Source organism: Microbacterium marinilacus, from assembly GCF_019753765.1.
Taxonomy (GTDB): domain Bacteria; phylum Actinomycetota; class Actinomycetes; order Actinomycetales; family Microbacteriaceae; genus Microbacterium; species Microbacterium marinilacus.
On the sequence record NZ_JAIJZW010000001.1, the window covers coordinates 334,836 to 360,337 of the forward strand.

23 protein-coding genes are annotated in these 25,502 nt (G+C 74.0%); 14 read left to right on the top strand and 9 right to left on the bottom strand.

All coding sequences use genetic code 11. The features are described 5' to 3' along the window. The first annotated feature begins 77 nt into the window (after positions 1-77). The 3 genes from K5S26_RS01540 (at position 78) to K5S26_RS01550 (ending at position 4,700) form a co-directional block, all read left to right on the top strand. Positions 78-401 (top strand): WhiB family transcriptional regulator, encoded by a 324-nt coding sequence (locus K5S26_RS01540; protein WP_221855335.1) that lies wholly within the window; start codon positions 78-80, stop codon positions 399-401. A 79-nt stretch (positions 402-480) separates the two neighbouring features. Further along, positions 481-3,306 carry a glycosyltransferase gene (locus tag K5S26_RS01545; RefSeq protein ID WP_221855337.1) on the top strand — a complete coding sequence of 942 codons (2,826 nt, stop codon included), beginning with the start codon at positions 481-483 and terminating at the stop codon, positions 3,304-3,306. Further along, the gene (locus tag K5S26_RS01550) at positions 3,303-4,700 is read left to right on the top strand and encodes a DUF5719 family protein (RefSeq protein WP_221855338.1); all 1,398 of its coding nucleotides are present in this window, start codon (positions 3,303-3,305) and stop codon (positions 4,698-4,700) included. The genes K5S26_RS01545 and K5S26_RS01550 overlap by 4 nt, the downstream gene beginning before the upstream one ends. A 140-nt stretch (positions 4,701-4,840) precedes the next feature. Here the strand turns inward: K5S26_RS01550 and K5S26_RS01555 are convergent, their stop codons facing one another. Beyond that, entirely contained in the window at positions 4,841-5,281 is a 441-nt protein-coding gene (locus tag K5S26_RS01555) for a metallopeptidase family protein (RefSeq protein WP_221855340.1), read from the bottom strand. Positions 5,282-5,389: 108 nt separating this feature from the next. Here K5S26_RS01555 and K5S26_RS01560 point away from each other — a divergent pair, with 108 nt between their 5' ends. Next, positions 5,390-5,599: a DUF3499 family protein gene (locus K5S26_RS01560; protein ID WP_221855342.1), complete on the top strand. Its 210-nt coding sequence runs from the start codon at positions 5,390-5,392 to the stop codon at positions 5,597-5,599. 19 nt (positions 5,600-5,618) lie between these two features. Here the strand turns inward: K5S26_RS01560 and K5S26_RS01565 are convergent, their stop codons facing one another. Further along, positions 5,619-6,458: an RDD family protein gene (locus K5S26_RS01565; protein WP_221855344.1), complete on the bottom strand. Its 840-nt coding sequence runs from the start codon at positions 6,456-6,458 to the stop codon at positions 5,619-5,621. Between the two features lie 16 nt (positions 6,459-6,474). On the opposite strand from K5S26_RS01565, the gene K5S26_RS01570 reads away from it, so the two are divergent. Next, a complete protein-coding gene (locus tag K5S26_RS01570) occupies positions 6,475-7,470 on the top strand; it encodes a stage II sporulation protein M (protein ID WP_221855346.1) in 996 nt (331 codons plus the stop codon). A 23-nt stretch (positions 7,471-7,493) separates the two neighbouring features. On the opposite strand, the gene K5S26_RS01575 is transcribed toward K5S26_RS01570, so the two are convergent. The 6 genes from K5S26_RS01575 to K5S26_RS01600 all read right to left on the bottom strand — a co-directional run bounded on the left by K5S26_RS01575 (position 7,494) and on the right by K5S26_RS01600 (position 14,096). Further along, on the bottom strand, positions 7,494-8,279 hold the full coding sequence (locus K5S26_RS01575) for an aquaporin (RefSeq protein WP_221855349.1): 786 nt from the start codon (positions 8,277-8,279) through the stop codon (positions 7,494-7,496). Between the two features lie 97 nt (positions 8,280-8,376). Beyond that, on the bottom strand, positions 8,377-9,705 hold the full coding sequence (locus K5S26_RS01580; RefSeq protein WP_221855350.1) for a DUF58 domain-containing protein: 1,329 nt from the start codon (positions 9,703-9,705) through the stop codon (positions 8,377-8,379). 19 nt (positions 9,706-9,724) lie between these two features. Further along, on the bottom strand, positions 9,725-10,687 hold the full coding sequence (locus K5S26_RS01585) for an AAA family ATPase (RefSeq protein ID WP_221855352.1): 963 nt from the start codon (positions 10,685-10,687) through the stop codon (positions 9,725-9,727). 24 nt (positions 10,688-10,711) lie between these two features. Further along, a complete protein-coding gene (locus tag K5S26_RS01590) occupies positions 10,712-11,977 on the bottom strand; it encodes a DUF4350 domain-containing protein (protein WP_246603411.1) in 1,266 nt (421 codons plus the stop codon). Continuing rightward, on the bottom strand, positions 11,971-12,648 hold the full coding sequence (locus K5S26_RS01595) for a DUF4129 domain-containing protein (protein ID WP_221855354.1): 678 nt from the start codon (positions 12,646-12,648) through the stop codon (positions 11,971-11,973). The genes K5S26_RS01590 and K5S26_RS01595 overlap by 7 nt, the downstream gene beginning before the upstream one ends. After that, on the bottom strand, positions 12,645-14,096 hold the full coding sequence (locus K5S26_RS01600; RefSeq protein WP_221855356.1) for a DUF7847 domain-containing protein: 1,452 nt from the start codon (positions 14,094-14,096) through the stop codon (positions 12,645-12,647). Before K5S26_RS01600 ends, K5S26_RS01595 begins: the two co-directional genes overlap by 4 nt. Positions 14,097-14,273: 177 nt before the next feature. Between K5S26_RS01600 and mtrA the strand changes: the two genes are divergently transcribed. The 5 genes from mtrA to hpf all read left to right on the top strand — a co-directional run bounded on the left by mtrA (position 14,274) and on the right by hpf (position 20,019). Further along, on the top strand, positions 14,274-14,969 hold the full coding sequence (gene mtrA / locus K5S26_RS01605) for an MtrAB system response regulator MtrA (RefSeq protein ID WP_221855358.1): 696 nt from the start codon (positions 14,274-14,276) through the stop codon (positions 14,967-14,969). A gap of 2 nt (positions 14,970-14,971) precedes the next feature. Continuing rightward, the gene (gene mtrB, locus K5S26_RS01610; RefSeq protein ID WP_221855360.1) at positions 14,972-16,702 is read left to right on the top strand and encodes an MtrAB system histidine kinase MtrB; all 1,731 of its coding nucleotides are present in this window, start codon (positions 14,972-14,974) and stop codon (positions 16,700-16,702) included. Next, on the top strand, positions 16,699-18,417 hold the full coding sequence (locus K5S26_RS01615; protein WP_221855362.1) for an LpqB family beta-propeller domain-containing protein: 1,719 nt from the start codon (positions 16,699-16,701) through the stop codon (positions 18,415-18,417). The genes mtrB and K5S26_RS01615 overlap by 4 nt, the downstream gene beginning before the upstream one ends. Before the next feature lie 113 nt (positions 18,418-18,530). Beyond that, the gene (locus K5S26_RS01620) at positions 18,531-19,232 is read left to right on the top strand and encodes a ComF family protein (RefSeq protein ID WP_221855364.1); all 702 of its coding nucleotides are present in this window, start codon (positions 18,531-18,533) and stop codon (positions 19,230-19,232) included. A gap of 121 nt (positions 19,233-19,353) precedes the next feature. Next, complete coding sequence (gene hpf / locus K5S26_RS01625) at positions 19,354-20,019, top strand: ribosome hibernation-promoting factor, HPF/YfiA family (protein ID WP_221855365.1); 666 nt, start codon at positions 19,354-19,356, stop codon at positions 20,017-20,019. 89 nt (positions 20,020-20,108) lie between these two features. Here the strand turns inward: hpf and K5S26_RS01630 are convergent, their stop codons facing one another. Continuing rightward, positions 20,109-21,011 carry a MurR/RpiR family transcriptional regulator gene (locus K5S26_RS01630; RefSeq protein WP_221855367.1) on the bottom strand — a complete coding sequence of 301 codons (903 nt, stop codon included), beginning with the start codon at positions 21,009-21,011 and terminating at the stop codon, positions 20,109-20,111. A 132-nt stretch (positions 21,012-21,143) separates the two neighbouring features. On the opposite strand from K5S26_RS01630, the gene K5S26_RS01635 reads away from it, so the two are divergent. From K5S26_RS01635 to murQ, 4 genes are read left to right on the top strand one after another with little or no spacing between them, the layout of a single operon-like run. Further along, positions 21,144-22,685, top strand: coding sequence for an ABC transporter substrate-binding protein (locus K5S26_RS01635; protein WP_221855369.1), 1,542 nt, complete (start codon positions 21,144-21,146; stop codon positions 22,683-22,685). Between the two features lie 53 nt (positions 22,686-22,738). Continuing rightward, positions 22,739-23,707: an ABC transporter permease gene (locus tag K5S26_RS01640; RefSeq protein WP_221855370.1), complete on the top strand. Its 969-nt coding sequence runs from the start codon at positions 22,739-22,741 to the stop codon at positions 23,705-23,707. After that, positions 23,704-24,585 carry an ABC transporter permease gene (locus K5S26_RS01645; RefSeq protein ID WP_221855372.1) on the top strand — a complete coding sequence of 294 codons (882 nt, stop codon included), beginning with the start codon at positions 23,704-23,706 and terminating at the stop codon, positions 24,583-24,585. The genes K5S26_RS01640 and K5S26_RS01645 overlap by 4 nt, the downstream gene beginning before the upstream one ends. A gap of 3 nt (positions 24,586-24,588) precedes the next feature. Beyond that, positions 24,589-25,500: an N-acetylmuramic acid 6-phosphate etherase gene (gene murQ, locus K5S26_RS01650; protein ID WP_221855374.1), complete on the top strand. Its 912-nt coding sequence runs from the start codon at positions 24,589-24,591 to the stop codon at positions 25,498-25,500. Positions 25,501-25,502: the final 2 nt, after the last annotated feature.

The window sequence follows — 25,502 nt, forward strand, 5'->3', positions numbered from 1 at the left end:
CTTTCGTAATCACACGGGTGTAATTACTCCCACGACAGAGTCGCCCTCGGGGGGCCGAGAAGGGGTGGGAGAGCGAAATGACAGGATCGCAGTACCGTTCCGGCGTACCTGAGGACTGGTTCGTCGATCCGGTGAACCTCGGCGTGCCCGGTGTGCGCACGCCGCAGTCGGACGACGACACGGCTCTCTCGTGGCAGACCGACGCGCTGTGCTCGCAGACCGACCCCGAGGCCTTCTTCCCCGAGAAGGGCGGCTCCACCCGCGACGCGAAGCGCATCTGCACCTCGTGCGACGTGCGCGCCCAGTGCCTGGAGTACGCGCTGCAGAACGATGAGCGATTCGGGATCTGGGGCGGCCTGAGCGAGCGCGAGCGCCGCAAGCTCAAGCGCGCCGCCGGCTGACGCCGCCGGAGCAGGTATCTCCGGCTTCCCGGCGCGTGCTGTCGGGACGAGTGAGTCGCCGACCTAGGCTTGCCGCGACATGCCCCCCGCAGTTCACGCCATCCTCGTCGCGCGGTCCACCCCCCAGGCCGCTGCCCAGCTCGAGCGCACCCTCGACGCGTTGCGCGCGCAGACGCGCCCCGTCGACGCGCTCACCATCGTCGTGTGCGGATCCGCCGACCGCCTGCGCAGCCTGATCGACGCATCCGGAGCAGAAGGGGCCATCGAGGCCCCGGCCGGCACCTCCTTCGCGACGGCGGTGCGGCTCGGCGCCGCGCGCGTGCCGCAGGAGCGTGCGGTCTGGCTGCTCGCCTACGACACCGCCCCCGAGCCCGGCGCGCTGGCGGCGCTGTCGGCCGCGCTCGAGCGCGCGCCCTCCGTGGCGATCGCGGCGCCGAAGGTCGTCGACGCCGCCGACCCGTCGCAGATCGTCTCCCTCGGCGTCAGCATGACCCGCCTCGGGCGCACCGTCCCCCTCGCGAACGGCGAGTACGACCAGGGGCAGCACGACGCCGACGACGACGTGCTCGGCGCAGACGTCCGCGGCGTGCTGCTGCGCGCCGAGACCCGCGCGCACCTCCTGCCCGACCCGGCGCTCGCCGGCGCCGACGAGGGACTGGACATGGGCGTGCGCGCCCGTCTCGGCGGGCGCCGCGTCGCGCTCGCCCCCGGCGCGCGCCTGCACGCCCCGGTCGCGGGCATGGCCGGGCTGTCCCGGCGCCCGATGGCTCGCGCCTACGCCGTGCGCACCGCGCAGCTGCACCGGCGGCTCGCCTACGCCCCCGCCTGGGCGGTGCCTCTGTCCTGGCTGTCGCTGCTGCCGCTCGCGCTCTGGCGGTCGTTCCTGCACCTCGTGGCCAAGGCCCCTGCCCGTGTGCCCGCCGAGTGGGCCGCCGCGCTCACCGTCCTCGTGCGGCTGCCCGCCGCGGCGCGCTCCCGCGGACGCATCCGCGCCTTCCGCAGCGGCTCGTGGGCGCAGATCGCGCCGCTGCGGGCGACGAACGCGGAGCTGCGGGAGCGGTACGACCCGGGCGGGGGCGAGCCGGTGGTGCGCCGCGAGCTGCGCTTCTTCTCCGGCGGCGGCGCGTGGGCCGTCCTCGCCGCGCTCGTCGTGGGCGTGATCGCGTTCCTCCCCCTGCTGGCGTGGCCAGTGCTGGGCGGCGGAGGACTGCTGCCGCTGCACGAGACCGTGTCCGGGCTGTGGGCCGAGGCCGCCTACGGCCTGCGCTCCCTCGGCGACGACGTCGTGTCGGTCGCCGATCCGTTCTCCGCGCTGCTGGCGGCGCTGGGATCGCTCTGGCCCGGCCGGCCCTCGTACGCCCTCGTGCTCGTCTGGGTGCTCGCCCTGCCGCTGGCGGTGCTCGGCGGGTGGTTCGCCGCGACGCGGGTGACGGAGAGGTCGGGCGTGCGCGTCGCGGTCGGCGTCCTGTGGGCCCTGGCCCCGACGTTCCTCGCGGCGCTGGTGGACGGGCGTCCGGCGGCCGTGCTGCTGCATCTGCTGCTGCCCTGGCTGTTCTTCGCCGCCTCGGTCGCGCACCGCTCGTGGGGTGCGTCCGGCGCCGGCTCGATCGTGCTGATCGCGGTGCTGGCGTGTGCGCCGTCCCTCGCGCCGGCGCTCGCCGTGCTGTGGGCGATCGCCCTGCTGCTGGCGCTCGCGTTCCGCGTCCGTCGCGGCGCCGCCCGCGTCCTGTGGCTCGTGCTGCCGTCTGCGGTCGTCTTCGCCCCGCTCGTCCACGCCCAGCTGATGCGCGGGACGCCGTGGGCGTTGCTCGCCGATCCGGGACGCCCGTGGGCCGGCTCGGACGCCGCGGGACCCCTGCTGCTCGCCTTGGGCATCCCGACCGCCGACCCTGCCGGCTGGGGCGCGCTGCTCGGCTGGCTCGGCGTCTCCGACCCGGCGGCGATCGCGTCCTGGGCGCCGGTGCTGCTGGCCCCGTTGGGCCTGCTCGCGCTGGCCGCGCCCCTCACCCCCCGCTGGCGGGCCGGAATCGGCGCCGTGGTGATCGCGGCCGCCGGTCTGGCGGGCGCGCAGCTCATCGCCGGCGTGCAGGTCGCCGCGATCGACTCCTCGTCCGTGCCGGTGTGGCCGGGCGCGGCGCTGAGCCTCGCCTGGCTGGGCGTCGTCGCGGCCGCCGCCGTGACGCTCGACGCCGGGATCCCGTTGCGCTCCGGCGCGCGCGGGGCCGCGGTGCTCGCCACGGTGTGCGTGGCCGTCGTCGCGGTGCCGGCGCTGACGGCCGTCGCCAGGGACGACGCGCAGCTGACCAACGGCCCCGCCTCGACCCTGCCCGCCTACGTGACCGCGCGTGCCGCCGACGAGCGCGACCTCGGCACGTTCGTCCTGACGGCCCAGCCCGACGGCGGTCTCGCCGTGCGGGTGGTGTGGGGTGCGACCGAGACGCTCGGCGGACAGTCGACGCTGCAGGCCACCGAGCCGGGGGCCTCCGATGCGGACGTGCGGATCGCCGAGCTCACGAGCGACCTGGTGTCGGCGAGCGCCGGCGACGTGCCGCGTCGGCTCAGCGAGCTGGGCGTGCGGTTCGTCCTGCTCGAGAGCACGGCGGACGCGGAGACCGACGCCTCGCGCACGCGCCGTCTCGAGGCGATCACCGCGATCGACCAGCGCGCCGGCTTCGTGCGCGTGGGCGAGACCGCGAAGGGCGTGCTGTGGCGGCTCGACGCCGATCCGGAGCCGCGCGCCGAGCTGACCGCTGCGGAGCGGGCGACGGTGCAGGGGATCGCGATGTCGCAGCTGGGCGCCCTCCTGGTGGCGCTGCTGCTCGCCGTTCCCACCGCCGCGTCCCGTCGCGAGGTGCGGCGGACGCCCCGGGTCGTCGGCCGCGGCTACGAGGAGGGGAACCGATGAGGATCACCGTCGCCCAGCGCATCGCCGGAGCCCGCGTGCTCGTCGGCGCCCTCGTCTCGGCCGGGGCGGTCGTCGCCGTCGTCGCGACCGCCGCGCTCCCGTGGCCGTCGGTGGCCTCGGAGCCGCCCGTCCTCGAGGTCACACCGGCCCCGGCGGAGACGGTGCTGGCCTGTGACGGCCCCGTGCTGGCCCTGGGCCGCACGGCGGAGGAGGCCGACGGGCTGTCGGTGGCGGCTCCCGTCCGCACCACCGTCGGCAACGACCTCGGCGGCGAGCCGGTCGCCGACGCCATCGCCCAGCCCGACGTGTCCGAGGAGGGCGCGGCGACGCGGTACCTCCAGGATCCGGACGGGCGTCAGCCCGTCTCGGCGGCTGCCGCCGTCTCCGCCGAGCCGTCCGCGTCCGACGTCTCGGGACTCACGGCGTCGGCATGCCGGCCGCCGCAGATGGAGTCGTGGATCGTCGGCGGCGACGTCGCGACCGGCTCGACGGGCATCCTGCTGCTCGCGAACCCGGGTGACGTGGCGGCCACCGTCCAGGTCACGGTCTACGGCGTCACGGGCGCCGTGACCCCTCCCGCCGCAGCCGCGATCCCGATCCCGGCGCGCACGCAGCTGGCGATCCCGCTGGCGGGAATCGCGGGCGGCGAGCAGAAGCCCGTGCTGCGCGTCACGGCCACCGGCGCTCCCGTGAGGGCGAGCCTGCAGTCGAGCCTCGTCCGCACGCTCGACCCGGGCGGCGTGGACACGCAGTCGGCGGTGCGCCCGGCGCTGACGCAGATCGTCCCGGGCCTCCGCATCGTCGGCGAGGTGTCCGGCGCCGAGGGCGCCTCCACGATCGTGCGCCTCCTGTCCGAGGTCGACACGACCGCGACCATCACGGTCTCGGAGACCGGCGACGCCGACTCCGACCGCGAGCCGGAGCCGCCGGTCGAGCTCGTGGGCGGCACGCCCGTCGACGTCGACCTCGGGGGCCTCGACGAGGGCGACTACACCGTCGCCGTGACCGCGGAGGAGCCGCTCGTGGCGGCGGTGTGGCAGACCACCGGGTTCGGCGCGGGCGACGACTACGCGTGGCACACCCCGGCGCCTGCGATCTCGGAGCAGACGCTCGTGGCGGTGCCGCGGGGGCCGGAGCCGACTTTGAGCATCGTGAACCCCGCCGAGGAGGACGTGACCGTGAGCGTCGCCGGCTACGGCGACGACCCCGAGGACGTCGTGGTCCCCGCGGGCGACGCCGTCACGCTCGACGTCGACGAGGACCGCCTGTACACGATCGATCCCGGCGGGGCCCCGGTGCACGCAGCGCTCGGCTTCGCCGGAGAATCGGCGCTCGCGGCGATCGCGGTCTGGCCGGATGCCGCTCGCCCCCAGCCGGTGGTCGTGTACCCGTAGGTCGGCGCCCGTCCCTTCCCCGCACGGCGACGCCGCACTCGCCGTGCGAGACCGCGCTCGCTGTGCGAGACCGCGCTTGCTGTGCGGCACCGCGTCCGGCGGCCACTGTCTCGCGCGGAAGGTGCGGTCTCGCGCCCGGCTCAGAAGAAGCGGAAGCGCTCGGGACGGAGGTCCCACGGGTCGCGTCCGAGGTACTCGGCCGCCGCGCGGAACACCTCGCCCTCGATCATCATGCGCCGCTGCGGCTCGTCGACGCGGTGGAGGCGGCCGAGGCGCTCGATCGGGATCCGGTAGAGCACGATCCGTCCGGCCTCCTGATCGACGGACCAGCGGGGGATGCCGTCGTCGTCCGTCGCCCGCGGCAGGCGGCCGATCTCGAAGCTGACCTCGCGCAGCTCCGGCCACGCGCTCCGCAGGTACTCCGCGGCCGCTCCCACGGCGATGTCGAAGCGCTCGACGCGGGTGTCGATCGGGGGGAGCGGCGGGCGGACGACCGGACTGCGTCCCTCGCGTCCGTGTCGGCCGTGCCGGGCGGCCCGGCCGCGCGGCGCCGGGCGCCGGGCCCGTCCGAAGATCGCCATGGCACCAGCCTACGTCGCGCGGTGCGGCCCGGTCGGCGGTCCGGCGGATCCCGCGCCGCCCGGCGAGGCGGGCCGGTGCGACCAGCCGCGCCGCCTATCGTGGGGGCGATGCGTGAGAGAGTCTGTTCGAAGGTCGGCTGTGCCCGAGAGGCCGTGACCACCCTGACGTACGACTACCGCGACCAGATGGCCGCGCTGGGTCCGCTGGGCGCGGCGAACGACCCGCACGCGCACGACCTCTGCGCGATCCACACCGACCGCCTGTCGGTGCCGCAGGGCTGGACCGTCGTGCGCCACGAGACGCTCCGCGCGTCCTGAGCGCCGGCTCGATCCCGGTTCACCGGGAGAGGCGGGCGACGCGCTCGGCCCGAGACGTCAGGGCGTGCAGCTCCCGTCCCCGACGCACGGCGACGACGGCGCGCAGCATCGTCTCGGCGTCCACCGGCGGCACCGGGGCGACGTGCGGCCTGGTCTGCGCCGCGAGCTCCTCCGCGACCCGGGCGCGCGCGGCGGGGTGCATCGCGCCGGCGCCGGCGACGAACTGGGCGATGCGTCGCGCCAGGGCGACGGGCAATCGGCCGACGTCGGCGATGGCCGCCCACGCCTCCATCCCCGGGGGCAGGACGACGCCGCCGGGGACGAGCCGCGGGGTGCGGGTGCGCTCGGCGTACGTGCCTGCCACCAGGTCGCCGAGGCGCTGCGAGCGCGGGCTGAACACGCCCACCAGCAGGGCCAGCGCGCCGAGCGTGAGGTAGACCTCGAGCACGCCCGTGACCGCGCGGATGAAGGCGTGCCGGAACGAGATCGCGCCGCCGTCGAGACGCACGATCCGTCCGCCGACCGCCAGCTTGCCGAGGCTGCGTCCGCGCGACACGGTCTCGACGACCGTCGGCACGACGATCAGCAGCAGCACCGCGAGCACGATGGAGAGGATCTGCATGACGTTCTGATCGAGCGCGCCCGACGCCAGCAGCCGCACCATCAGGAGCACCAGCGTCACGTAGACCACGAGGGTGAGGACCACGTCGATCGCCGCGCCGGCGACCCGGAGGATCAGCCCGATCGGCTGGACGTCGAGGGCGACGGCCTCGCCGGTGAGGACCTCGTCGTCGGCGACGACCGCTGCCCCTCGCGCCGACGCGGCGGGGGGATGACCCGAGACGGCACCGGACGACATGCGTACAGTAAATCAGGTGGACCTCGATGCGCTCGCGACCGCCCGCAGGAACGAGTGGGCTCGGCTGGACGAGCTGTCCAAGCGGCGCGGCCTCACCGGCGGCGAGGTCGACGAGCTCGTCGCCCGCTACCAGGCCGCGTCGGCCGATCTCGCCGACATCAAGACGTCGGCCGGGCGCACGCCGCACGGCGACCACGTCTCCACGATCCTCGCGCGGGCGCGACTCGCCCTCACCGGCGCCTCCGACAACGTGCTGAGGCAGCTGCCGCGCTTCTTCCTGCATCAGCTGCCCGCCGCGCTGTACCGCGTCCGCTGGACGACCCTCGCGATCGCGCTCGGCTTCATCGCCGTCGTCGCGGTCTCCGGAGCCTGGATCGCCGGAGACCCGGCGCTCGTGGCGACGCTCGGCAGCGAGGCGCAGCTGGAGCAGTACGCCGAGCACGAGTTCACCGAGTACTACACCGAGAACCCCGCCGCGGTGTTCGCGGGGATGGTGTGGACCAACAACGCCTGGATCGCCGTGCAGTGCGTGCTGTTCGGCGTGACGGGCCTCTACCCGGTGTACATCCTCGTGCAGAACGCCGTCGGCCTCGGCGTGGCCGCCGCCGTGATGACGGTGTACGGGCGTCTCGACGTGATGATCCTCTACATCCTGCCGCACGGGCTGCTCGAGATGACCTCGATCTTCGTCGCGGGCGCCGCCGGGCTGCACGTGTTCTGGGCGTGGGTCGCGCCGGGCGCGCGCACGCGCGGGGAGGCGCTGGCCCAGGAGGGGCGCGCCCTCGCCACGGTCGCGATCGGTCTGGTGTTCGCGCTGGCGCTCTCCGGCGTCGTGGAGGGCTTCGTGACGGGGCAGCCGTGGCCCTGGTGGCTCAAGATCGGGCTCGGCGCGCTCGCGCTGGGCGTGCTGCTGTTCTGGATGCTCGTGCTGGGGCGGCGAGCGGCACGCGCGGGAGAGACGGGCGACCTGACCGAGTACGAGTCGGGCACCCCGCGTCTCGTCGCGGGCTGACGCGCGTCGCCCGCGCGCGCCGGTCAGTCCCGGGTGCCGTCGAAGAGCGCGCGGTAGGCGACGCCGGCGAGCAGCGCTCCGACGACCGGGAAGACGATGAACACCCACAGCTGCGCGAGCGCCTCGCCCCCTCCGTAGATCGCCGCGGCGATCGAGCGGGCGGGGTTCACCGACGTGTTGTCGATCGGGATGCTGATGAAGTGGATCAGCGCGAGGCTCAGGCCGATCGCGAGGCCGGCGAGCGGCGTGCCCCGGGTCGGGTGGGTGACCCCGAGGATGATCAGCACGAACAGGCCCGTGAGCACCACCTCGGCGATGATCGCCGCGGGCAGGCCGAAACCGGCGGGGGACAGGTTGTCCCAGCCGTTGCTCGCGAAGCCGGCGTCCTGCGCCGTCCTCAGCCAGCCGGCGGGACCGAACAGCCCGATGAGGACGAGCAGCGTGGTGGCGACGGCTCCGCCGATGACCTGGGCGACGATGTACGCGCCCGTCTCGCGCCACGGGAAGCGTCCGGCGGCCGCGAGACCGAGCGTCACCGCGGGGTTGAAGTGGCCGCCCGAGATCGGGCCGAAGGCGTACGCCCCGACGACGACGGTGAGGCCGAACGCCAGCGCGACCGTGGAATAGACGGCCGCGGGGGCGTCGGTGAAGTGGTTCGAGGCGAAGACGGCGGTGCCGACGCCGCCGAACACCAGCAGCAGCGTGCCGAACGCCTCGGCCACCAGCTTCGCGCTCGTGGCGGGCGCGGCGGGCGGCGTGTGCGCGAGCTCGGCGGGCTCGATCGGGCTCTCGGGATTCGGATCGGACATCTGGGTTCCCCCTCCTGGACACGTGTCTCACCCCGCATGGTGCCAGCGGCATACGTGCCCGGCAAGCACTGTGACGCGGTGTCGCACGGGATCACCCTCAGAGACGCCCTGCGGCCTTCAGCGCGAGGTAGCGGTCGGCGATCCGGGGCGGCAGGTCGTCGGGCGAGGCGGTGAGCGCCTCGGCGCCCGCGCGGACGATCGCGCGCGTGACCCCGCCCGCTGTGCGCAACGCGGCCTCCGCCGCCGCGGCCCGGTAGAGGTCGTCCGAGGAGCCTCCCTGCCGTGCGGTGCGTTCGAGCGCGGCGTCGGTCGCGGTGCCGACGAGCACGACGGTGCCGGTGCGCACGCTCTGCGGCAGCGTGCCGAGGAAGCCGCGGGCCGCCTCGGGCGCCTCCTGCGCGGTCAGGACGACGAGGAGGGACGGGTGGGGCGCCAGCGCCCGTGCCTGCGCGAGAGCGCCGTCCCAGTCGGTGTCGATGAGCTGCGCCTCGACGGGGGCGAGGGCGTCGACCAGGGCGGGCAGCAGCGCGGTGCCGTCGACGCCGGTCACCCGCGCCCGCAGCACCCGGTCGAACGCCACGAGGTGCACGTGGTCGCCGGCGCGCGAGGCGAGGGCCGCCAGCAGCAGGGCCGACTCGAAGGCGGCCTCCAGGCGGGTCTCGTCCCCCACTCGGGTCGCCGCGGTGCGTCCCGTGTCGACGAGGATCACCACGTGGCGGTCCCTCTCGGGTCGCCAGGTGCGCAGCATCGTCGTGCCCGCGCGTGCGGTCGCGCGCCAGTCGATCGACCGCACGTCGTCGCCGCGGACGTACTCTCGCAACGAGTCGAACTCCGTGCCCTGTCCGCGCACCTGCACGCTCGTGTTGCCGTCGAGCTCGCGCAGGCGCGCCACGCGGGAGGGCAGGTGGCGGCGCGAGTGGAAGGGCGGCAGCACCCGGATGGATCCGGGGGCGTCCATCCGTCGCTGCACGCCGGCGATGCCGAGCGGCCCGGCGGACCGGACGGCGAGGAACTCGGTGCGCAGCTCGCCCCTCCGCCTCGGCAGCAGCGGCACGACCGCGGTGCGCGCCTCGCGCGGCGGCACGTCGAGGCGCAGCCGGTCTCGCGGGGCGCCGGCCGTCGGCTGCCACGCGTCGCGCACCGTCGCCCGCACCCGCCGCGCGCCGCGGTTGACCACGCGCACGCGCACCTCGAGGCGCTCGCCGAGGCGCACGCGCGCGACTCCCGGAGCCGTCGTGCCGAACGAGCGATCGATCGCGAGCACGCGCGGATCCGGGGCTGCCAGGACATCGGCGGCCACGAGCGCCGCGCACAGGGCGAGCCAGGCGAGCAGCACGAGCCAAGGGCTCGCTCCCAGCGCGGTGAGCGGGACGAGCGGGATCAGGCCGGCGGCGACGATCCAGGGGAGGCGTCCGGTGACGTACATGAGGGCGGGCGGCGCTCGCTCAGAGCGGGACGGGGGTCTGCTGCGCGACGGACCCCAGCACGGCGTCGACCGACACGCCCTCGATCTCGGCGTCCGGGCGCAGCCGCAGCCGGTGCCGCCAGACGGGCACGAGCATCGCCTGCACGTGGTCGGGGGTGATGGCGGGGTAGCCGCCCAGCCACGCCCACGCCTTGGACGCGGCGAGCAGGGCCGTGGCGGCGCGCGGGCTGGCGCCCAGCTGCACGGACGGGCTCTGGCGGGTCGCGCGGGCCAGGTCGACGACGTACGCCAGCACGTCGTCCGTGACCGTCACCTCCGCGACGGAGCGCTGCGCGGCGCGGATCTCGTCCACCGACACGACGGGGGAGACGCCCTCGAGACCGCGCGGCGAGAAGCCGTCGGCATGACGGCGCAGCACGGCGACCTCCGCGTCGCGGCCCGGGACGTCGATCAGCAGCTTGATCAGGAAGCGGTCGAGCTGGGCCTCGGGCAGCGTGTACGTGCCCTCGTGCTCGACAGGGTTCTGGGTCGCGCACACCAGGAACGGGTCGGGCAGCGGGCGGGTGACGCAGTCCGCCGACACCTGGCGCTCCTCCATGGCCTCCAGCAGCGCGGCCTGGGTCTTCGGCGGGGTGCGGTTGATCTCGTCCGCGAGGAGCACGTGGGTGAACACGGGGCCCTCGCGGAACTCGAACTCTCCGGACTTCGCGTCGTAGACGAGCGATCCCGAGACGTCGCCGGGCATGAGGTCGGGCGTGAACTGGATGCGCTTGGTGTCCAGGCCGATGGCGCGGCTGAACGAACGCACCATCAGGGTCTTCGCGACGCCGGGCACGCCCTCCAGCAGCGCGTGCCCGCGCGCGAGCAGCGCGATGAGCAGCCCGCTGACGGCGCCCTCCTGGCCGACCACGGCCTTGGCCACCTCGAGCCGCACGCGGTTCATCGCCTCGCGCAGCGCGTCGGGATCGTCGATGGTCTCCATGGGTGTTCCTCTCGGGGCGGGCGGTCAGGCGGGGCGTTCGGCCGCCGAGTGCACGGCGGCGTCGACGGCGGTCTCGAGGTCGCGCAGGCGCGCGCCGAACTCCGCGAGCTCGGGGTCGGTGCGGGGGCGGAGGCCGAGGATCGCGCGGACGTCGCCCGCGGAGGCGCCCAGTCGGGCGGCCGCGGCGTCGGCGGTCTCGCCCTCGGAGGCTCCCGACGCCAGGCCCAGGCGCCGCGCCATGCGCGCCACGGCGCCGTCGCGCAGCAGGTCGGCGGCGTGCGCCGCATCGGCGGCGCGGGCGTAGAGGCGTGCGCGGCCCTCCAGGGTCTCGCTCCCTCGCACGGTGACCGGCAGGCGCTCGGCGACGAGCGGGCCCAGCCGGCGTCCGCGCCACACCGCGGCGGCGACGGCCGCGGCGATCAGCAGCACGATCGCCGGCGTGACCCACGGCGGCACGAGGTCGCCGAGCGTGGGCGCGCCCGCGACGGCGTCCGCGTCCAGGGCCGACGGCACGTACCAGACCACCCGGTCGTGCGTGCCGATCAGCCCGAGGCCGAGCGCGGCGTTGCCCTCCTCGGCGAGGCGGGCGTTGCCGAACAGCTCGACGCCGTCGATCAGCGTCACGGTCCCCTCGGCTCCGGCCTCGTCGTGCGGCACGCTGAGCAGGGCGAATCCGTCGCCCACGGGATAGCACCCGGTGACGCCGGCGGGCGCGGTGAACGCCCGCCCGGGCACGACCTGCCCGGCACGCTGCGCGGTCGGCAGGTCGCACCCCGGATCGGTCGGAGCGCTGCCGTAGCCCGCGTGCGAGGCGCCGGGGACGAACAGGTCGACGACGGTGCCCCGCGGATCCAGGACGACGGCGTCCTCTGCCGCGGCCGTCAGCTCGAGCAGGTCCTCGTCGGAGAGATACCAGGTGTCGGTGATCACCAGGGTCGTCCCGCCGTCCGCCGTGTCCAGCGCGGAGAGCGTCTCCTCCCGGCGGGTGGTCGGCACGACGTCGACGCCCTGGGCGACGAGGATGTTCGCGATCGCGCGGGCGCCGTCGCGGCCCGGCCCCTCGGGGTCGAGCGCAGGCCGCGGCGTCCAGTCCCGGGCCGCGGAGAGCGCCACCAGGGCGGCGAGCACCACGAGGACGAGCACGAGCCCGCCCCAGCCGAGCACGGTGCGGCGCCGGCGGCGCCGATCGGACAGATCGCTCGCGAACGGGTCGGCGACGGCGTCCTCCCGCGGGCGTGCGGGGAGCGTCGCGTCGGGGGCCCGCCCCCCGGGCGTCGCCGGCGTCACCATGCGCCGGCCGTCTCGGGCGCGCGGGCGGGCGTGGTGCGGGCGAGCTCGTCGTCCAGCCCCGCGACCGCGGCGTACAGCTCCGCCGTGCCGTGCCGTCGCAGGTAGCGCACGTCGTCGAAGCCCCGTGCCGCCGCGTCCAGCCCCGACACGTGGCCGGGGAACGGGTGGTGGGCGCGCTGAGCCAGCCCTCGGGCGGTGGTGCCGGGCGGGGCGTCCACGATGCCGCGTTCCTCGAGCCCGCGCGCCAGCGCACGGAAGCGCAGCACCATCGCCTCGTCCCACTCGCCGGCGCCGGCATGGGTCTCGGCCGCCGCGCGCAGCTCGGCGGCCGAGCGCGACTCCTGGTCGCCGAACAGCAGGGCGGAGCGCTCCGCCGCGCGGTGCGCCAGACGCGGCCGGCCCCAGATCAGCACGGCGGCGACCACGAGAGCGATCACGACGACGACGATCCCCACTGCGAGCGCGGGGTTCCAGTCCAGCTCGCCCCTCGGCGTGAGCAGGTCGTCGAGGAAATCGCCGATGGCCTGCGCGATCCGGTCGAAGGGCGTCGGCTCTGCGGTGTCGTACGCGGGGTCGGCGAGCTCGCGCTCGGCCCACTCGCGCGCCTCGTCGCGGTCAGGGTCGACGACGCCGGCGTGCAGCGCGATACCCGTGAGGAGCGCCGCGATCACGACCCGCCGTCCGACCCCGAGGAGGAGTCGGGCCCGGGGGCGGGGGCGTCCGCGCCTCCCGCGCTCCCGGCCGCAGACGCCGGCGGGGGCAGGTAGGGCGACTGCACCGGCGGGAAGGGTGCCGAAGGGTACGGTGTCGGGGCGCTGTGCGGCGGGACCTGCCCCGGGGCGGCGTAGGCCGGCGGGGCGGGGGGAGAGGCGGGCTGCGCCTGCGGAGAGGCGGGCGGGTAGCCGGACGGGGCAGGCGGGTATCCCGGCTGGGCGGGCGGATAGCCCGGCTGAGCCGGGTAGCCCTGCGGCGCCGGCGACGGGTATCCCGGCTGGTGCGGGTACCCCTGGGGGCCGGGGTACGCGGGATACTCCGGGTGGAGCGGCGTCGCTCCATACGGACGGGCCGGGGCGGCGTGCGACGGGTCGTACGCCCAGGGGTCGGCCTGTGCCGTGGAGCCCAGCTCCCGCTGCTCGACGTACGCCTGGAGCCGCAGGTCGAGTCCTTCCCGCCTCATCCGGGCGTCGACGTACATCAGCGCGCCGCCCGTGCCCGACACGATCGTGCCGATCGCGGAGACGAGCAGCTGCAGGGCCGCGCCGAGCAGCGAGAGCGCGATCGTGACGGCCACCGCGGGGGCGGCGTCGGAGCCGCTCGTCCCCAGGGGCCACAGGACCGCGGGGAGGAAGGTCGACACGAGCTGGAGGGGGGACGACGCCAGGCTCGACGCGATGCCCATGATGAGCGAGATCAGCACCATCACGCCGAACGTGGGCCAGAAGCGCCCGATCGTCAGCGTCCACGACCGGCGGATGCCGGCGATCGGCCCGGCGTGCTCCAGCACGATCGCCGACGGCACGAGGTAGAGCTTGGTGCCGAGCCAGAGCCACAGGGGGATCATCCCCAGCAGCAGGGGCAGGGCGATGAAGGCGAGGCCCCACTGCCCGGTGGCCGCGGCGATCAGCACGGGCGAGACCACGATCGCCGTCGCGAGCAGGACGGCGGCGAGCTGCAGCGCGAAGTAGCCGGTGAGGCGCCAGAACGCGGGCCGCACCATGGACCACAGCATGCGCAGCGTGCCGCGCTCTCCCACCACCGCGCGCGAGACCTCCGCGACCACGAGACCCTGCACGATCACGCTCAGCGCCGTCAGCGCGAGGGTGACGACCAGCGTGACGACGATGGAGAGGGCCGTCGAACCGGCCAGGATCGCGTCGTACGCGTCCGAGTAGCGGTCGACGGTGTCGAGGCGCGAGAACGACAGCGCCGTGACCGCGCCGATCACGACCACGCCGACGAACGACGCGAGCGCCTGCACCCCGACCGCGAAGCCCAGCAGCACCTTCGGATTGCCGCGCAACGCGCTGAACGCGCGCCCCAGCGCGGTGCCGAATCCGAACGGGTAGAGCGGGACCAGTCCCGGGCGCGGCGCCGGCCGCCACGTCGTCGTCTGAGACATCGATCCCCCTCGGGTGCCGGCTGCGCGTACGGCTCCCACGTTACCGAAGCCGTCGCGCGGGCAGCGCGGCGCGTCCGTCATTCGGCCGACATGACCTAGGCTTTGTGCTTGATCGCCCGCCGCACGGCGGGCAGCCACTGCTCTGTCGCGGATTCGAGGCAAAGGATCTTCGCACACATGACCGCTCGCATCCTGGTCGTCGACGATGACACCGCGCTCGCCGAGATGATCGGCATCGTGCTGCGCACGGAGGGCTTCGAGACGGTGTTCTGCGCGGACGGCGAGCTGGCCGTCGACATGTGGCGCCAGGAGCGTCCGGACCTCGTGCTGCTCGACCTGATGCTGCCCGGCAAGGACGGGATCGAGATCTGCGCCGAGATCCGTGCCGAGTCGGGCGTGCCGATCATCATGCTGACGGCGCGTGCCGACACCACCGACGTGGTGACCGGGCTCGAGGCCGGTGCGGACGACTACATGGTCAAGCCCTTCAACCCCAAGGAGCTGGTGGCGCGCATCCGCACCCGCCTGCGGCCCGCTCCCGAGGTGCCGAACGACGTGCTGCGCATCGGCGACCTCACGGTCGACGTCGCCGCGCACGAGGTGCGTCGCGGGCAGAGCCCGATCGGCCTCACGCCGCTCGAGTTCGAGCTGCTCGTCGCCCTCGCGTCCAAGCCCCAGCAGGTGTTCTCGCGGGAGGAGCTGCTCGAGCAGGTGTGGGGCTACCACTACAAGGCGGACACGCGCCTGGTGAACGTCCACGTGCAGCGACTGCGCGCCAAGATCGAGCTCGACCCGGACAACCCGAAGATCGTCACGACGGTGCGGGGCGTCGGCTATCGCGCCGGCGCGGTCTCGGGCGTCGCCGCGTCCTAGCCATGCCCTCCGCCGCGGCCCAGGTGCTGTTCGCATGGCGGTCGCCGCGCACGTGGCCGGCCGCCGCGCTGCAGCTGTGGAACCGCTCCCTGCAGTTCCGCACGATCCTGATCACCACGGCCCTCACCGCGCTGACGATCACGGTGGCGTGCCTCTGGATGGCGCTGGCCATCCAGAACGACCTGTTCCAGACGCGCCGCGACGAGGTGCTCGCCGACGCGTCGCGGGCCGTGCAGGAGGCCAAGGACACGCTCGACCACTCCGAGATCGCCGGCAGCCGGGCGCAGATGCAGCAGCTGTGGAACTCGGTGAGCCGGGACATCGTCCGCCTCGCCTCGACCGAGCAGATCGCGGGCTTCCGCATCGACGACGAGTCGGTGCCGCTCGCGCCGCCGGACTTCGGCTTCGGCGGGCTGGCGGCGGAGGCCGTGTCGTCGGGCCTGCGCGAGCGCGTCCAGACGACGCCCGACTCGCAGTGGTGGCAGTCGATCAGCATGGCCGATGCCGACGGCGACGAGGTCGCCGGCATCATCGTCGGCCAGCAGCTGAACGTGCCGAACGTCGGGCCCTACGAGATCTACCTCGCCTACGACCTGGCGGAGGAGACCGACACCCTGAACTTCGTCGAGCGGACGCTGTGGGCGTCCGGCATCGCCATGGTGCTGATCGTGGTCGCCATCCTCTGGGTGGTGATGCGGACGCTCTCGACGCCCATCGTCGAAGTGTCCGCCACGAGCGCCCGTCTTGCCGCGGGCGACCTGAAGGTGCGCATCCCGGTGCACGGCGAGGACGAGCTCGCCACGCTCGGTCGTTCGTTCAACGCCATGGCTGACAGCATCGAGTCGCAGATCCAGGAGCTCGCCGAGCTCTCGCTCGTGCAGCAGCGATTCGTCTCGGACGTCTCGCACGAGCTGCGCACGCCCTTGACCACCATCCGTCTCGCGGCGGACATCATCCACGACCAGCGGGGCGACTTCGACCCGTCGACGGCGCGCGCGGCCGAGCTGCTGCACGCCCAGGTCGCCCGGTTCGAGGGGCTGCTGACGGATCTGCTCGAGATCAGCCGCTACGACGCGGGCTCGGTGCAGCTCGAGCTGGAGGCGACGAGCCTCGCCCACCTCGCGGAGGACGTGACCGAGTCGATGCGGCAGGTCGCCGATCAGCACGGCACCGAGCTGCGATTCGTGGCCCCCGGAGGCTACTCGCCGGTGGACATGGACCCGCGCCGCGTCCGACGGATCCTCCGCAACCTGTTGGGGAACGCGATCGAGCACGGCGAGGGGCGCCCGGTCGTCGTGACGGTCGACAGCAGCCCGACCGCGGTCGCCGTCGGCGTACGCGACTTCGGCATGGGCATGTCCTCCGAGGACGCCGAGCGCGTGTTCGACCGGTTCTGGCGCGCCGATCCGTCCCGCAAGCGCACGCTCGGCGGCACCGGGCTCGGCCTGTCGATCGCGCTCGGCGACGCCAAGCTGCACGGCGGGCTGCTGGCCGTCTGGTCCGAGCTCGGCGGCGGCACGAACTTCGTCCTCACCCTCCCGCGGCAGGAGAGCGGCCTCGACGGCTCGTCGCCCGTGCCGCTGGAGCCGGGGGAGGACCCGCTGACGGCCTCCCTGGGCGTCACGCAGCCGATCACCACGGTCGACCTCAGCGATCTGGCGGAGATCGACGCGGCGACGGCCGATGGCGGCCCCCAGGACGCGTCGGGCGCCGACAGGGAGGGAACGCGATGACCGTGTCCCGCGCGCGCCGCGTGCGCGCCGCCTCGGCCGGGCTGGCTCTGCTGCTCGCGCTCACCGGCTGCACGGGCCTGCCCCTGTCGGGCCCGGTGACGGCCGGGATCGCGCCCGGCGACGCGGCCGAGGGGCCGGACCCGCAGTTCTACGCGGGGGCGCCGACGGCCGGTGCCTCGCCCGAGGAGATCGTGACGGGCTTCGTCGAGGCGGCCATCTCGCCGCAGGACAGCTGGGAGACGGCGCGGCTCTACCTCGACGGCGACCTCGCGCGCGACTGGCAGCCGCAGAGCGGCGTGTTCGTCGACAGCGCCGATTCGCGCGAGTACCGCGTCGTGGACGACGCGGTGACGGTGACCATCGACCCCACCGCGACCGTGGACGAGCACGGCACCTACACGACGTCGGCGACCGGGACCGTCGAGCTGCCCTTCCGGCTCGCGCAGCGCGAGGACGGCGAGTGGCGCATCGTCGAGGCGCCCGACGGCATCGTGCTGGACCGGCAGAGCTTCGCCTCCATCTACAGCGATCACACGCTGGCGTACTTCGACCCGACGTGGACGTATCTGGTGCCCGACGTGCGCTGGTTCCCCACGAGCGGCAACACGGCCACCTACATCGTGCGCGAGCTGGTGGACGGCGCGCCGAGCCCATGGCTGGCGGGCTCCGTCGCCAGCGCGTTCTCGCAGGACATCGACCTCGCGGAGAGCTCCGTCCCTGTCGACACCGACCAGGTCGCGCACGTGCAGCTCAACGACGTCGCGGCGGGCGCCGACAGCACCGCGCGCGGGCGCATGATGGCGCAGCTGAACGCCAGCCTGACCAACAGCGGCGTGCAGAGCGTGAGCCTGACGATCGAGAACGACGAGACACCGCTGCAGGCGAACGCGGTCTCGGTCGCGCAGACGCGACCCGACTCGCGGGCGCTCGTGCTGCGGTCGGGGGAGTTCGGCTTCCTGTCCGGCTCGGAGCTGACGCGCATCGACGGCCTGAGCGACACGGTCGAGGACATGGAGGGCTCGATCGACTCGATCGCGGTCTCCCGGGACCAGCAGGTCGCGGCGGTGCTGCAGAGCAGCGGCCGGGTGCACCGGCTCACGTCGGACGGGCAGACCGACCACGTCGACGACGAGCGCGAGGGGCTCATCGACCCCGCGATCGATCCGTTCGGCTACATCTGGACCGCGGCCGAGGACGACCCGGAGCGTCTCATCGCCTGGGCGCCGGAGCTCGAGCCGTTCGCGATCCAGGGCGCGTGGGGAGGCGCGTCGACGATCACCGCCATGTCGATGTCACGGGACGGCTCGCGGCTCGCGGCGCTCGTCTCCTCGGGCGGGCAGGACCTGGCGGTGGTCTCGAGCGTGCGCCGCGACCGGACCGGCAAGCCGACCGGTCTCGGCGAGGCGATGCGCGTGACGCAGCTGACCGAGCCGGGCATCGCGGTGTCCTGGATCGAGGACGGCCGGATCGGCATCGTCTCGGGGGACGGCTCGACGACGACGGTCATCGAGCAGCAGGTGGGCGGCCCCGCCGAGCGCAGCACCGCGCCGTCGGGCGTGGTGTCGATCCAGTTCGGCACCCAGGACTCCTCGGTGAGGCTGCTCGACGACGAGGGCACCGTGTACATGCGCCGCGGCTCGTCGTGGCAGGCGACGGGCGCCGACGTGTCGGTCATCGCGACGCAGATGGGCACCCCGCAGACGCCGTCCGACTGACCTCGGCTTCCACGGGCGGGCGCCGCTCGTCCCCAGGCCGCCCGATCGTGCGATCCCTCCCCGGCGCGCCCGGACGCGACCGCCCGGACCGGCGCGTTCGTCAGGCTGTCGGCGTGGAGGACAGATCGGTCGCCGCATGGCCGCGCGTGCTGTGGGACGCCTGCGCCGGCGCCCTGGCGCTGCTGCTGCCGGTGCGGTGCGCGGGCTGCGGGCTGCACGCGGTGGCGGTCTGCGCCGACTGCCGCGCCGCGCTCGCCCCCGCGGTCAGCGCGCGCGATGTCGCGGGGATGCGCGTCTGGAGCGGGCTGGCGTTCGACGGGGCCTGCGCGGGCGCTGTGCGCGCGCTGAAGGAGCACGGGCGGACCGATCTGGCCCGGCGCCTCTCGCCCTCTCTGCGCGACGCCCTGCGCGCCGCGGCGGCCGCGGCCGGGTGCCCCGTCGTGCCGGTGCCGGTGCCGACCTCCGCGGCGGCGATGCGGCGCCGCGGCTACCGCGTCCCCGAGCTCGTGGCGCGCCGTGCGGGTGTGCGCGTCGCACGGCTGCTCGTGGTCACGCGGAGCACCTCGGACCAGCGCGGGCTCGGCCGCGCGGAGCGGTCGCGCAACGTCTCGGGCAGCATGCGTGCGCGGCAGTCGGCGGCGGGGCTCGACGTGGTGCTGGTGGACGACGTCGTCACGACCGGGGCGACGCTGGCGGAGGCGCGCCGGGCGCTCGAGGCCGCCGGCGCCCGCGTGCGGGGAGCCGCGACGATCGCGGCGACGCCGCTTCGACGGCCTGCGACGCCGTCCTCGCCACACGCGGGAAATAGTGCGTGACACCGGCCGCGCGCCGGTCTACGGTAGGGCATCACAACCCCGGGTCCAGCCCGGGGGTCGCGACCAGGTCCGCTCATCCGGACGAGTGCCGGTGACCGGGCGGACCGGACAGGGAGGCACGATGGAAACGAACATCTCCGGAGTCGGGGTCGGCATCACCGACCGTTTCCGATCTGTGGTCGACGAGAAGAGCGCGCGGATCGCCGGACTGGCGCCGCGCGCGTTGCGTCTCGACGTGAAGGTCACGCATCAGGCCCATCGCAATGGCCGCATGGAGGACGATGTCGTCGAGCTGACGGTGGCCGGCAAGGGGCCGGTGGTGCGGGCCGAGGCCTGCGCCAGCGACAAGTTCGTCGCCCTCGACCTGGCGCTCGACAAGCTGACCGAACAGCTGCGCCGCGCGAAGGACAAGCGGGTGACCGGGCGTCTGCATCCCCGCGGCGCGCACTACGAGAAGGGCTCCGGATCGCTCACCGGGATCGACGTGCAGCCGGCGCCGGCCGACGTCATCCAGGCCGTCGCGACGGGCGAGGTCCCGGTGGCGGCCGATGGCGAGGACGAGGACGAGTACACGCCCGTCGTCATCCGCACGAAGACGTTCGAGCCCGAATGGATGACCGTCGAGGAGGCCGTCGACCGGATGGAGCTGGTCGGACACGACTTCTTCCTGTTCATCGACGCCCGCAGCGATCACCCGAGCGTCGTCTACCGGCGCCGAGGCTGGGACTACGGCGTCATCTCGCTGACCGCCAGCGCGCCCCCGGAGACGGAGCAGCTCGCTTCCTAGACCCTTATCGTGAAGGGCCCGGTCGATCGGCCGGGCCCTTCGCCATGGCCGCGGGGCCGCGGCACGTCGGCGTCGTCCCGCCGTCCGAGTCAGCCGCGCACGGCCCTGCTCTGCACCGCGTCGTACGTCGAGCGGATGGCGGAGACGGAGCGGGCGTAGTCGGCCTGCACCACCCCGATGAAGAGGCAGTCGACGACCATCAGCTGCGCGATCCTGCTGCCCAGCGCACCGGAGCGGAAGGACGTCTCTCTCGCCGCCGTGTAGAGGCTGACCTCCGCATGGCGGGTCAGCGGCGAGTCGGTCACGTTCGTGATCGCGATCGTGGCGGCGCCCGCGGCGCGCGCCAGGCGCAGGAACTCCACGGTGTCCGTGGTCTGGCCGGAGTGCGAGATGGCGACGGCGACGCTGCCCTCGCCCAGGATCGCCGCGGAGGTCCAGGCGGTGTGCGCATCCGGCCAGTCGATCGCGCTGAGGCCGATGCGGCTCAGCTTGCGCTGCAGGTCTATCCCGACGACGGCGCTGGCGCCGACGCCGAAGATGTCGACGCGCCGTGCCCCGGAGATCGCCGAGACCGCCCGCGCCAGCGCGGTGGTGTCGAGCACGTCGGCGGTGTCGCTGATCGACAGCGTCTCGTCGCGGGCGACCTTGGCCACGACCTGCTCGAGGGTGTCGTCCCGGGCGACGTCCGAGGCCTCCGCGGGCAGGTCGCGGGTCAGCAGGCGGTCGCGCAGCGTCTCCTGCGCGAGGTCGTGCTTCAGGTCCTTGAACCGCGTGTACCCGAGCCGTTTGTAGAACCGCACCACGGTCGTCGTCGACGTCGCGGCCGCCTCCGCGGCCTCGTTGATGCTCAGCGTCGCGAAGCCCTCGGGGTCGGACAGCAGTGACTCTGCGAGGCGTCTCTCGGAGGGCGGCGTCGCCCCGAGCACGCCGTGGATCCTCGAGAGCAGCGGTCGGGGAGGCGTGCGGTCGGCCACGCCGGGCTGTCCGGTCATGCGGTCAACGGTAATGGATCGGAGGTCGCTTGGTAGTTATTTACTTCCATGAAACATTATGCGTAAATACTTGACGACGTCCCCACACCCAGCGGTCGGCAATGACGCCGCTAGTCCCGATCAGGAGCACCCATGAAGACAGTCACCCGTCCTCGCGCGGTCGTCGGCGCGCTCGGCTTCGTCGCAGCGACGACCCTCGCCCTGAGCGGCTGCGCGCCCTCCGGCTCGTCGGGCGGCGATCCGGACGCGCCGAAGAGCCTCGTCGTCGGGGTCACAGCCGACGTCGACACGCTGCTGCCGTGGACCAGCACCCAGTTCCAGGCATCCAACGTGCTGCAGAACCTCTACGGGACGCTGACCGAGCTCGACGACGACCTCACGGTCGTTCCCGGCCTCGCCGAGAGCTGGGACACCAGCGAGGACGGCCTGACCGTGACCTTCCACCTGCGCGAGGGGGTCACGTTCGCCGACGGGAGCGCCTTCGACGCGCAGGACGTGGTCGCCTCCTACGAGGCGATCAAGGACGAGGAGACGGCCGCCGTGTCGGCGACGAACCTCGCCTCGGTCGACACCGTGGAGGCCGTCGACGACGCGACGGTCCAGCTCACCCTGTCCGCGCCGGACGCCGCGCTGTTCTCGAAGCTCGCCGTCATCACCACGGCGATCCTGCCGTCCGACGCCGACCTCGCGGCGCTCGAGACCGAGCCGAACGGCACCGGGGCGTTCGTGCTCGACCAGCGCACGCCGAACCAGTCGCTCACCCTCGCCGCGAACCCCGAGTACTGGGACGGCGAGCCCGAGATCGACACGGTCGAGTTCCGCGTCATCCCGGACCAGTCGGCGATCGTGTCGGCCCTGCAGGCGGGCAGCGTCCAGATGGCCGTGTTCGACGACAAGCTCGTCGCGGACACGATCGGCGGATCGGTGACCGTGGCGGAGACGCCGCAGCTGAGCTACCACGTGCTGCAGATCAACAGCCGCGTGGCTCCCCTGGACGACGTGGACGTCCGGCTGGCGATCGCCTGCGCGATCGACCGCCAGGAGGTGCTGGACACGGCGGCGCTCGGCGCCGGCGAGATCACCGGGCCCATCACGTCGCCGGCGTTCCGGTCGGACCCGGCCGCGCGGCCCTGCCCCGAGGGCGACGTGGACGCCGCGAAGGAGCACCTCGCCGAGGCGGGGTACGAGGACGGGCTCACGCTCCGCGCGATCGTGAACCAGGACGGCTACTCGACCTCCGTCGCCGAGGCGGAGAACCTGCAGGCCCAGCTGGCCGAGGCCGGCATCACCCTCGAGATCGAGTCGCTCGAGTCGGGGTCGTACGTGGACCGCTGGGTCGCCGCCGACTTCGAGCTCGCCGTCGCCCTGAACGGCGGACAGCCGGACCCCGACGCCTCGTACGGTCGGTACTTCACCAGCACGGGCAGCCTGAACCCCGTCGCCGGGTACAGCTCGGACACGCTCGACGAGCTGTTCGCGCAGGGCAAGGCGGAGACCGACGAGGACGCGCGCAAGGCGATCTACGACGAGGTCGCCGCCGAGCTCGAGGACAACGCCGCGTGGGTGTGGCTCTTCACGGCCTACAACTACACCGCGACCGCCGAGGGCGTCTCCGGGTTCGTGCCCATGTCCAACGGGTCGCTGCAGAACCTGCGCGACGTCACCATCGACTGAGCCCGCACCCAGGCGGGCCGGATCTCTCCGGCCCGCCTGCGCGGAGGAGACACATGCATCGCTTCCTCGCCTCGCCGCTGACCCGTCGTCTCGGCAGCGCGCTCCTGACGCTCTTCGGCGTCGCCGTGGCCGTCTTCCTGATGCTCCGAGCACTGCCGGGCGACCAGATCACCGCCGCCTACGGCACCGAGGCGGCCGCCCTGTCGCCCGAGCAGCGCACGGCGCTCGAGGCCTACTACGGACTGGATCAGCCGTTCGTCGTGCAGTTCTTCACCTGGCTCGGCGCGGTCGTCACGGGCAACCTCGGCTTCTCCGCGCGCGCCCAGCAGAGCGTGCTCGAGATGACGGCGCTCGCGTTGCCGGTCACCCTGGAGCTCGCCGTGCTGGCGATCCTCCTCGCGCTCGTCATCGGCATCCCGCTCGGCATGCTCTCCGCGTCGCGGCCGGGCGCCGTTCGCGACTGGATCGGCCAGGGCGTGGGGCTGGCGGGCCTCGGAGTGCCCGCGTTCCTGCTGGCGACCACGCTGCTCGCGGTGGCCGCCCAGTCGTTCGGCTTCAACCCGAACGGCCTCGGGTTCGCGCGGCTGTGGGAGGACCCCGCCCGCAACCTCGCGCAGATGGCGCTGCCGGCGTTCGTGCTCGGCTTCGGCATCGCCGCGCCGGTCATGCGCACCACCCGCACCGCCGTCCTCGAGGTGCGCTCGCTCGACTTCGTCCGCACCGCGCGCGCCAAGGGCGTCCCCCCGCGTCGCCTGCAGTGGCGGCATGTGCTCCGCAACGCCCTGGTGCCGATCGTGACGATCACCGGCATGCAGTTCGGCTACCTGCTCGGCGGGGCCGTCGTCGTCGAGCAGATCTTCTCGCTGCCCGGCATCGGGCGGCAGGTGCTGCTGGGGATTAACCAGAAGGAGTTCGCCGTCGTGCAGAGCACCGTGCTCGTGATCGCGCTGCTGTTCGTGATCGTCAACCTGCTCACCGACCTGCTCTACCGCAGGATCGACCCGCGGGTGCGTGCGGCATGAGCGACACCGTCGCCGTCGCCGCGCCCATGGCGCCCAGCCGGGCCGGCCTCCGCGCCCTCGCCCCGCTGCTGCGCAGCTCGAGCGGACTGGTGGGCCTGACCCTCGTGGTCGCGTTCGCCCTGCTCGCCATCGCGTCCGCGACCGGCCTCCTGGGCGACCCCGCCGCCCAGGACACCGCCTCGCGCCTGCAGCCGCCGTCGGGCGCGCACTGGCTGGGCACCGACCAGTTCGGGCGCGACGTCCTCGCCCGGGTCGCGTCGGGCGTCGTCAACTCGGCGCTCGTGTCGATCGTCGCCGTCGCGTTCGCCGCGGTCGTCGGCGTCGCGGGCGGCCTCGTCTCCGGCTATCTGCGCGGGCTCGGCGACAGCGTCATCGGCGGCGTCACCAACGTGCTCTTCGCGTTCCCCCCGCTGCTGCTCGCGCTCACCCTGGCGTCGGTGTTCTCGCGCACCTGGTTCACCGTCGCGATCGCGATCGCGGTCGTCTACACGCCGATCTTCGTCCGCGTGACCCGCGGGCCGGTCCTCTCCCTGCGCGAGATCGACTACGTCAGCGCCGCCCGGGCGACGGGCATGGGCGCGCCCGGCATCATGCTTCGTCACGTGCTGCCGAACATCACCGGCATCCTGATCGTCCAGATCACCCTGTCGCTGTCGTGGGCGGTGCTGACGGAGGCGTCGCTCAGCTTCCTCGGCTTCGGCACGCCCCCGCCCGCCGCGTCCCTCGGCTCGATGGTCTTCGACGCGCAGACGCTCGTCGTCGCCGCCCCCTGGACCATGGCGGGTCCGGGGCTCGTGCTGATCCTTCTGATCGTCGGGCTGAACCTGCTCGGCGACGGGCTGCGCGACGCCCTGGACCCCAACCGCAAAGGACACTGAACCGTGGCGACACTGGACTCGCTGACCACCGAGGCGGCCGATCCCCGCTACGCCGACATCGACACGCTGGGCGTCGCCGAGCTCGCCGCGCTCATGAACGAGGCCGACCGGGGCGTCCCGCTCGCCGTCCGCGACGCGCTGCCGCAGATCGTCCCCGCGATCGAGGCCGTGACCGATCGGATGCTGCGCGGCGGGCGGCTGTTCTACGTCGGCGCCGGCACGCCGGGACGGATCGGCGTGCTCGACGCGTCCGAGATCCCGCCCACCTTCTCCACGCGAGACCGCGTCATCGGGATCATGGCCGGCGGCCCGCGCGCGATCGTCGAAGCGATCGAGGGCGCCGAGGACGACGCCGCGGCCGGCGCGACGGCGATCGACCAGGCAGGTGTCGGGCCCCTCGACTCCGTCGTCGGCATCGCCGCGAGCGGCCGCACCCCCTTCGTCATCGGCGCGGTGACGCGGGCGCGCGAGCGCGGGGCGCTGGGCGTGGGCCTGTCCTGCAACGCCGACACCGAGCTGAGCCGCGCCGCCGACCACGGCATCGAGGTGATCACAGGCCCCGAGCTCGTCAGCGGCTCCACGCGGCTGAAGGCGGGCACCGCCCAGAAGCTCGTCCTGAACATGTTCTCGACGATCTCGATGGTGCGCCTCGGCAAGACCTACGGCAATCTCATGGTGGACGTGCGGGCGTCGAACGCGAAGCTGCGCGTGCGGGCCGAGCGCATCGTCTCCCGCGTCGCCGGTGTCGCGGAGGACGTCGCACGCGCCCGACTCGAGGAGTCCGGATACTCCGTGCCGGTGGCGGTGGTCGCCATCCGCCGCGGGCTGCCGATCGACGCCGCGCGTGCGGCGCTCGACGCGGCGGGCGGCCGGCTCCGCGCGGCGCTCGACGACGAGGGGAGGGCGTCGCGATGAGG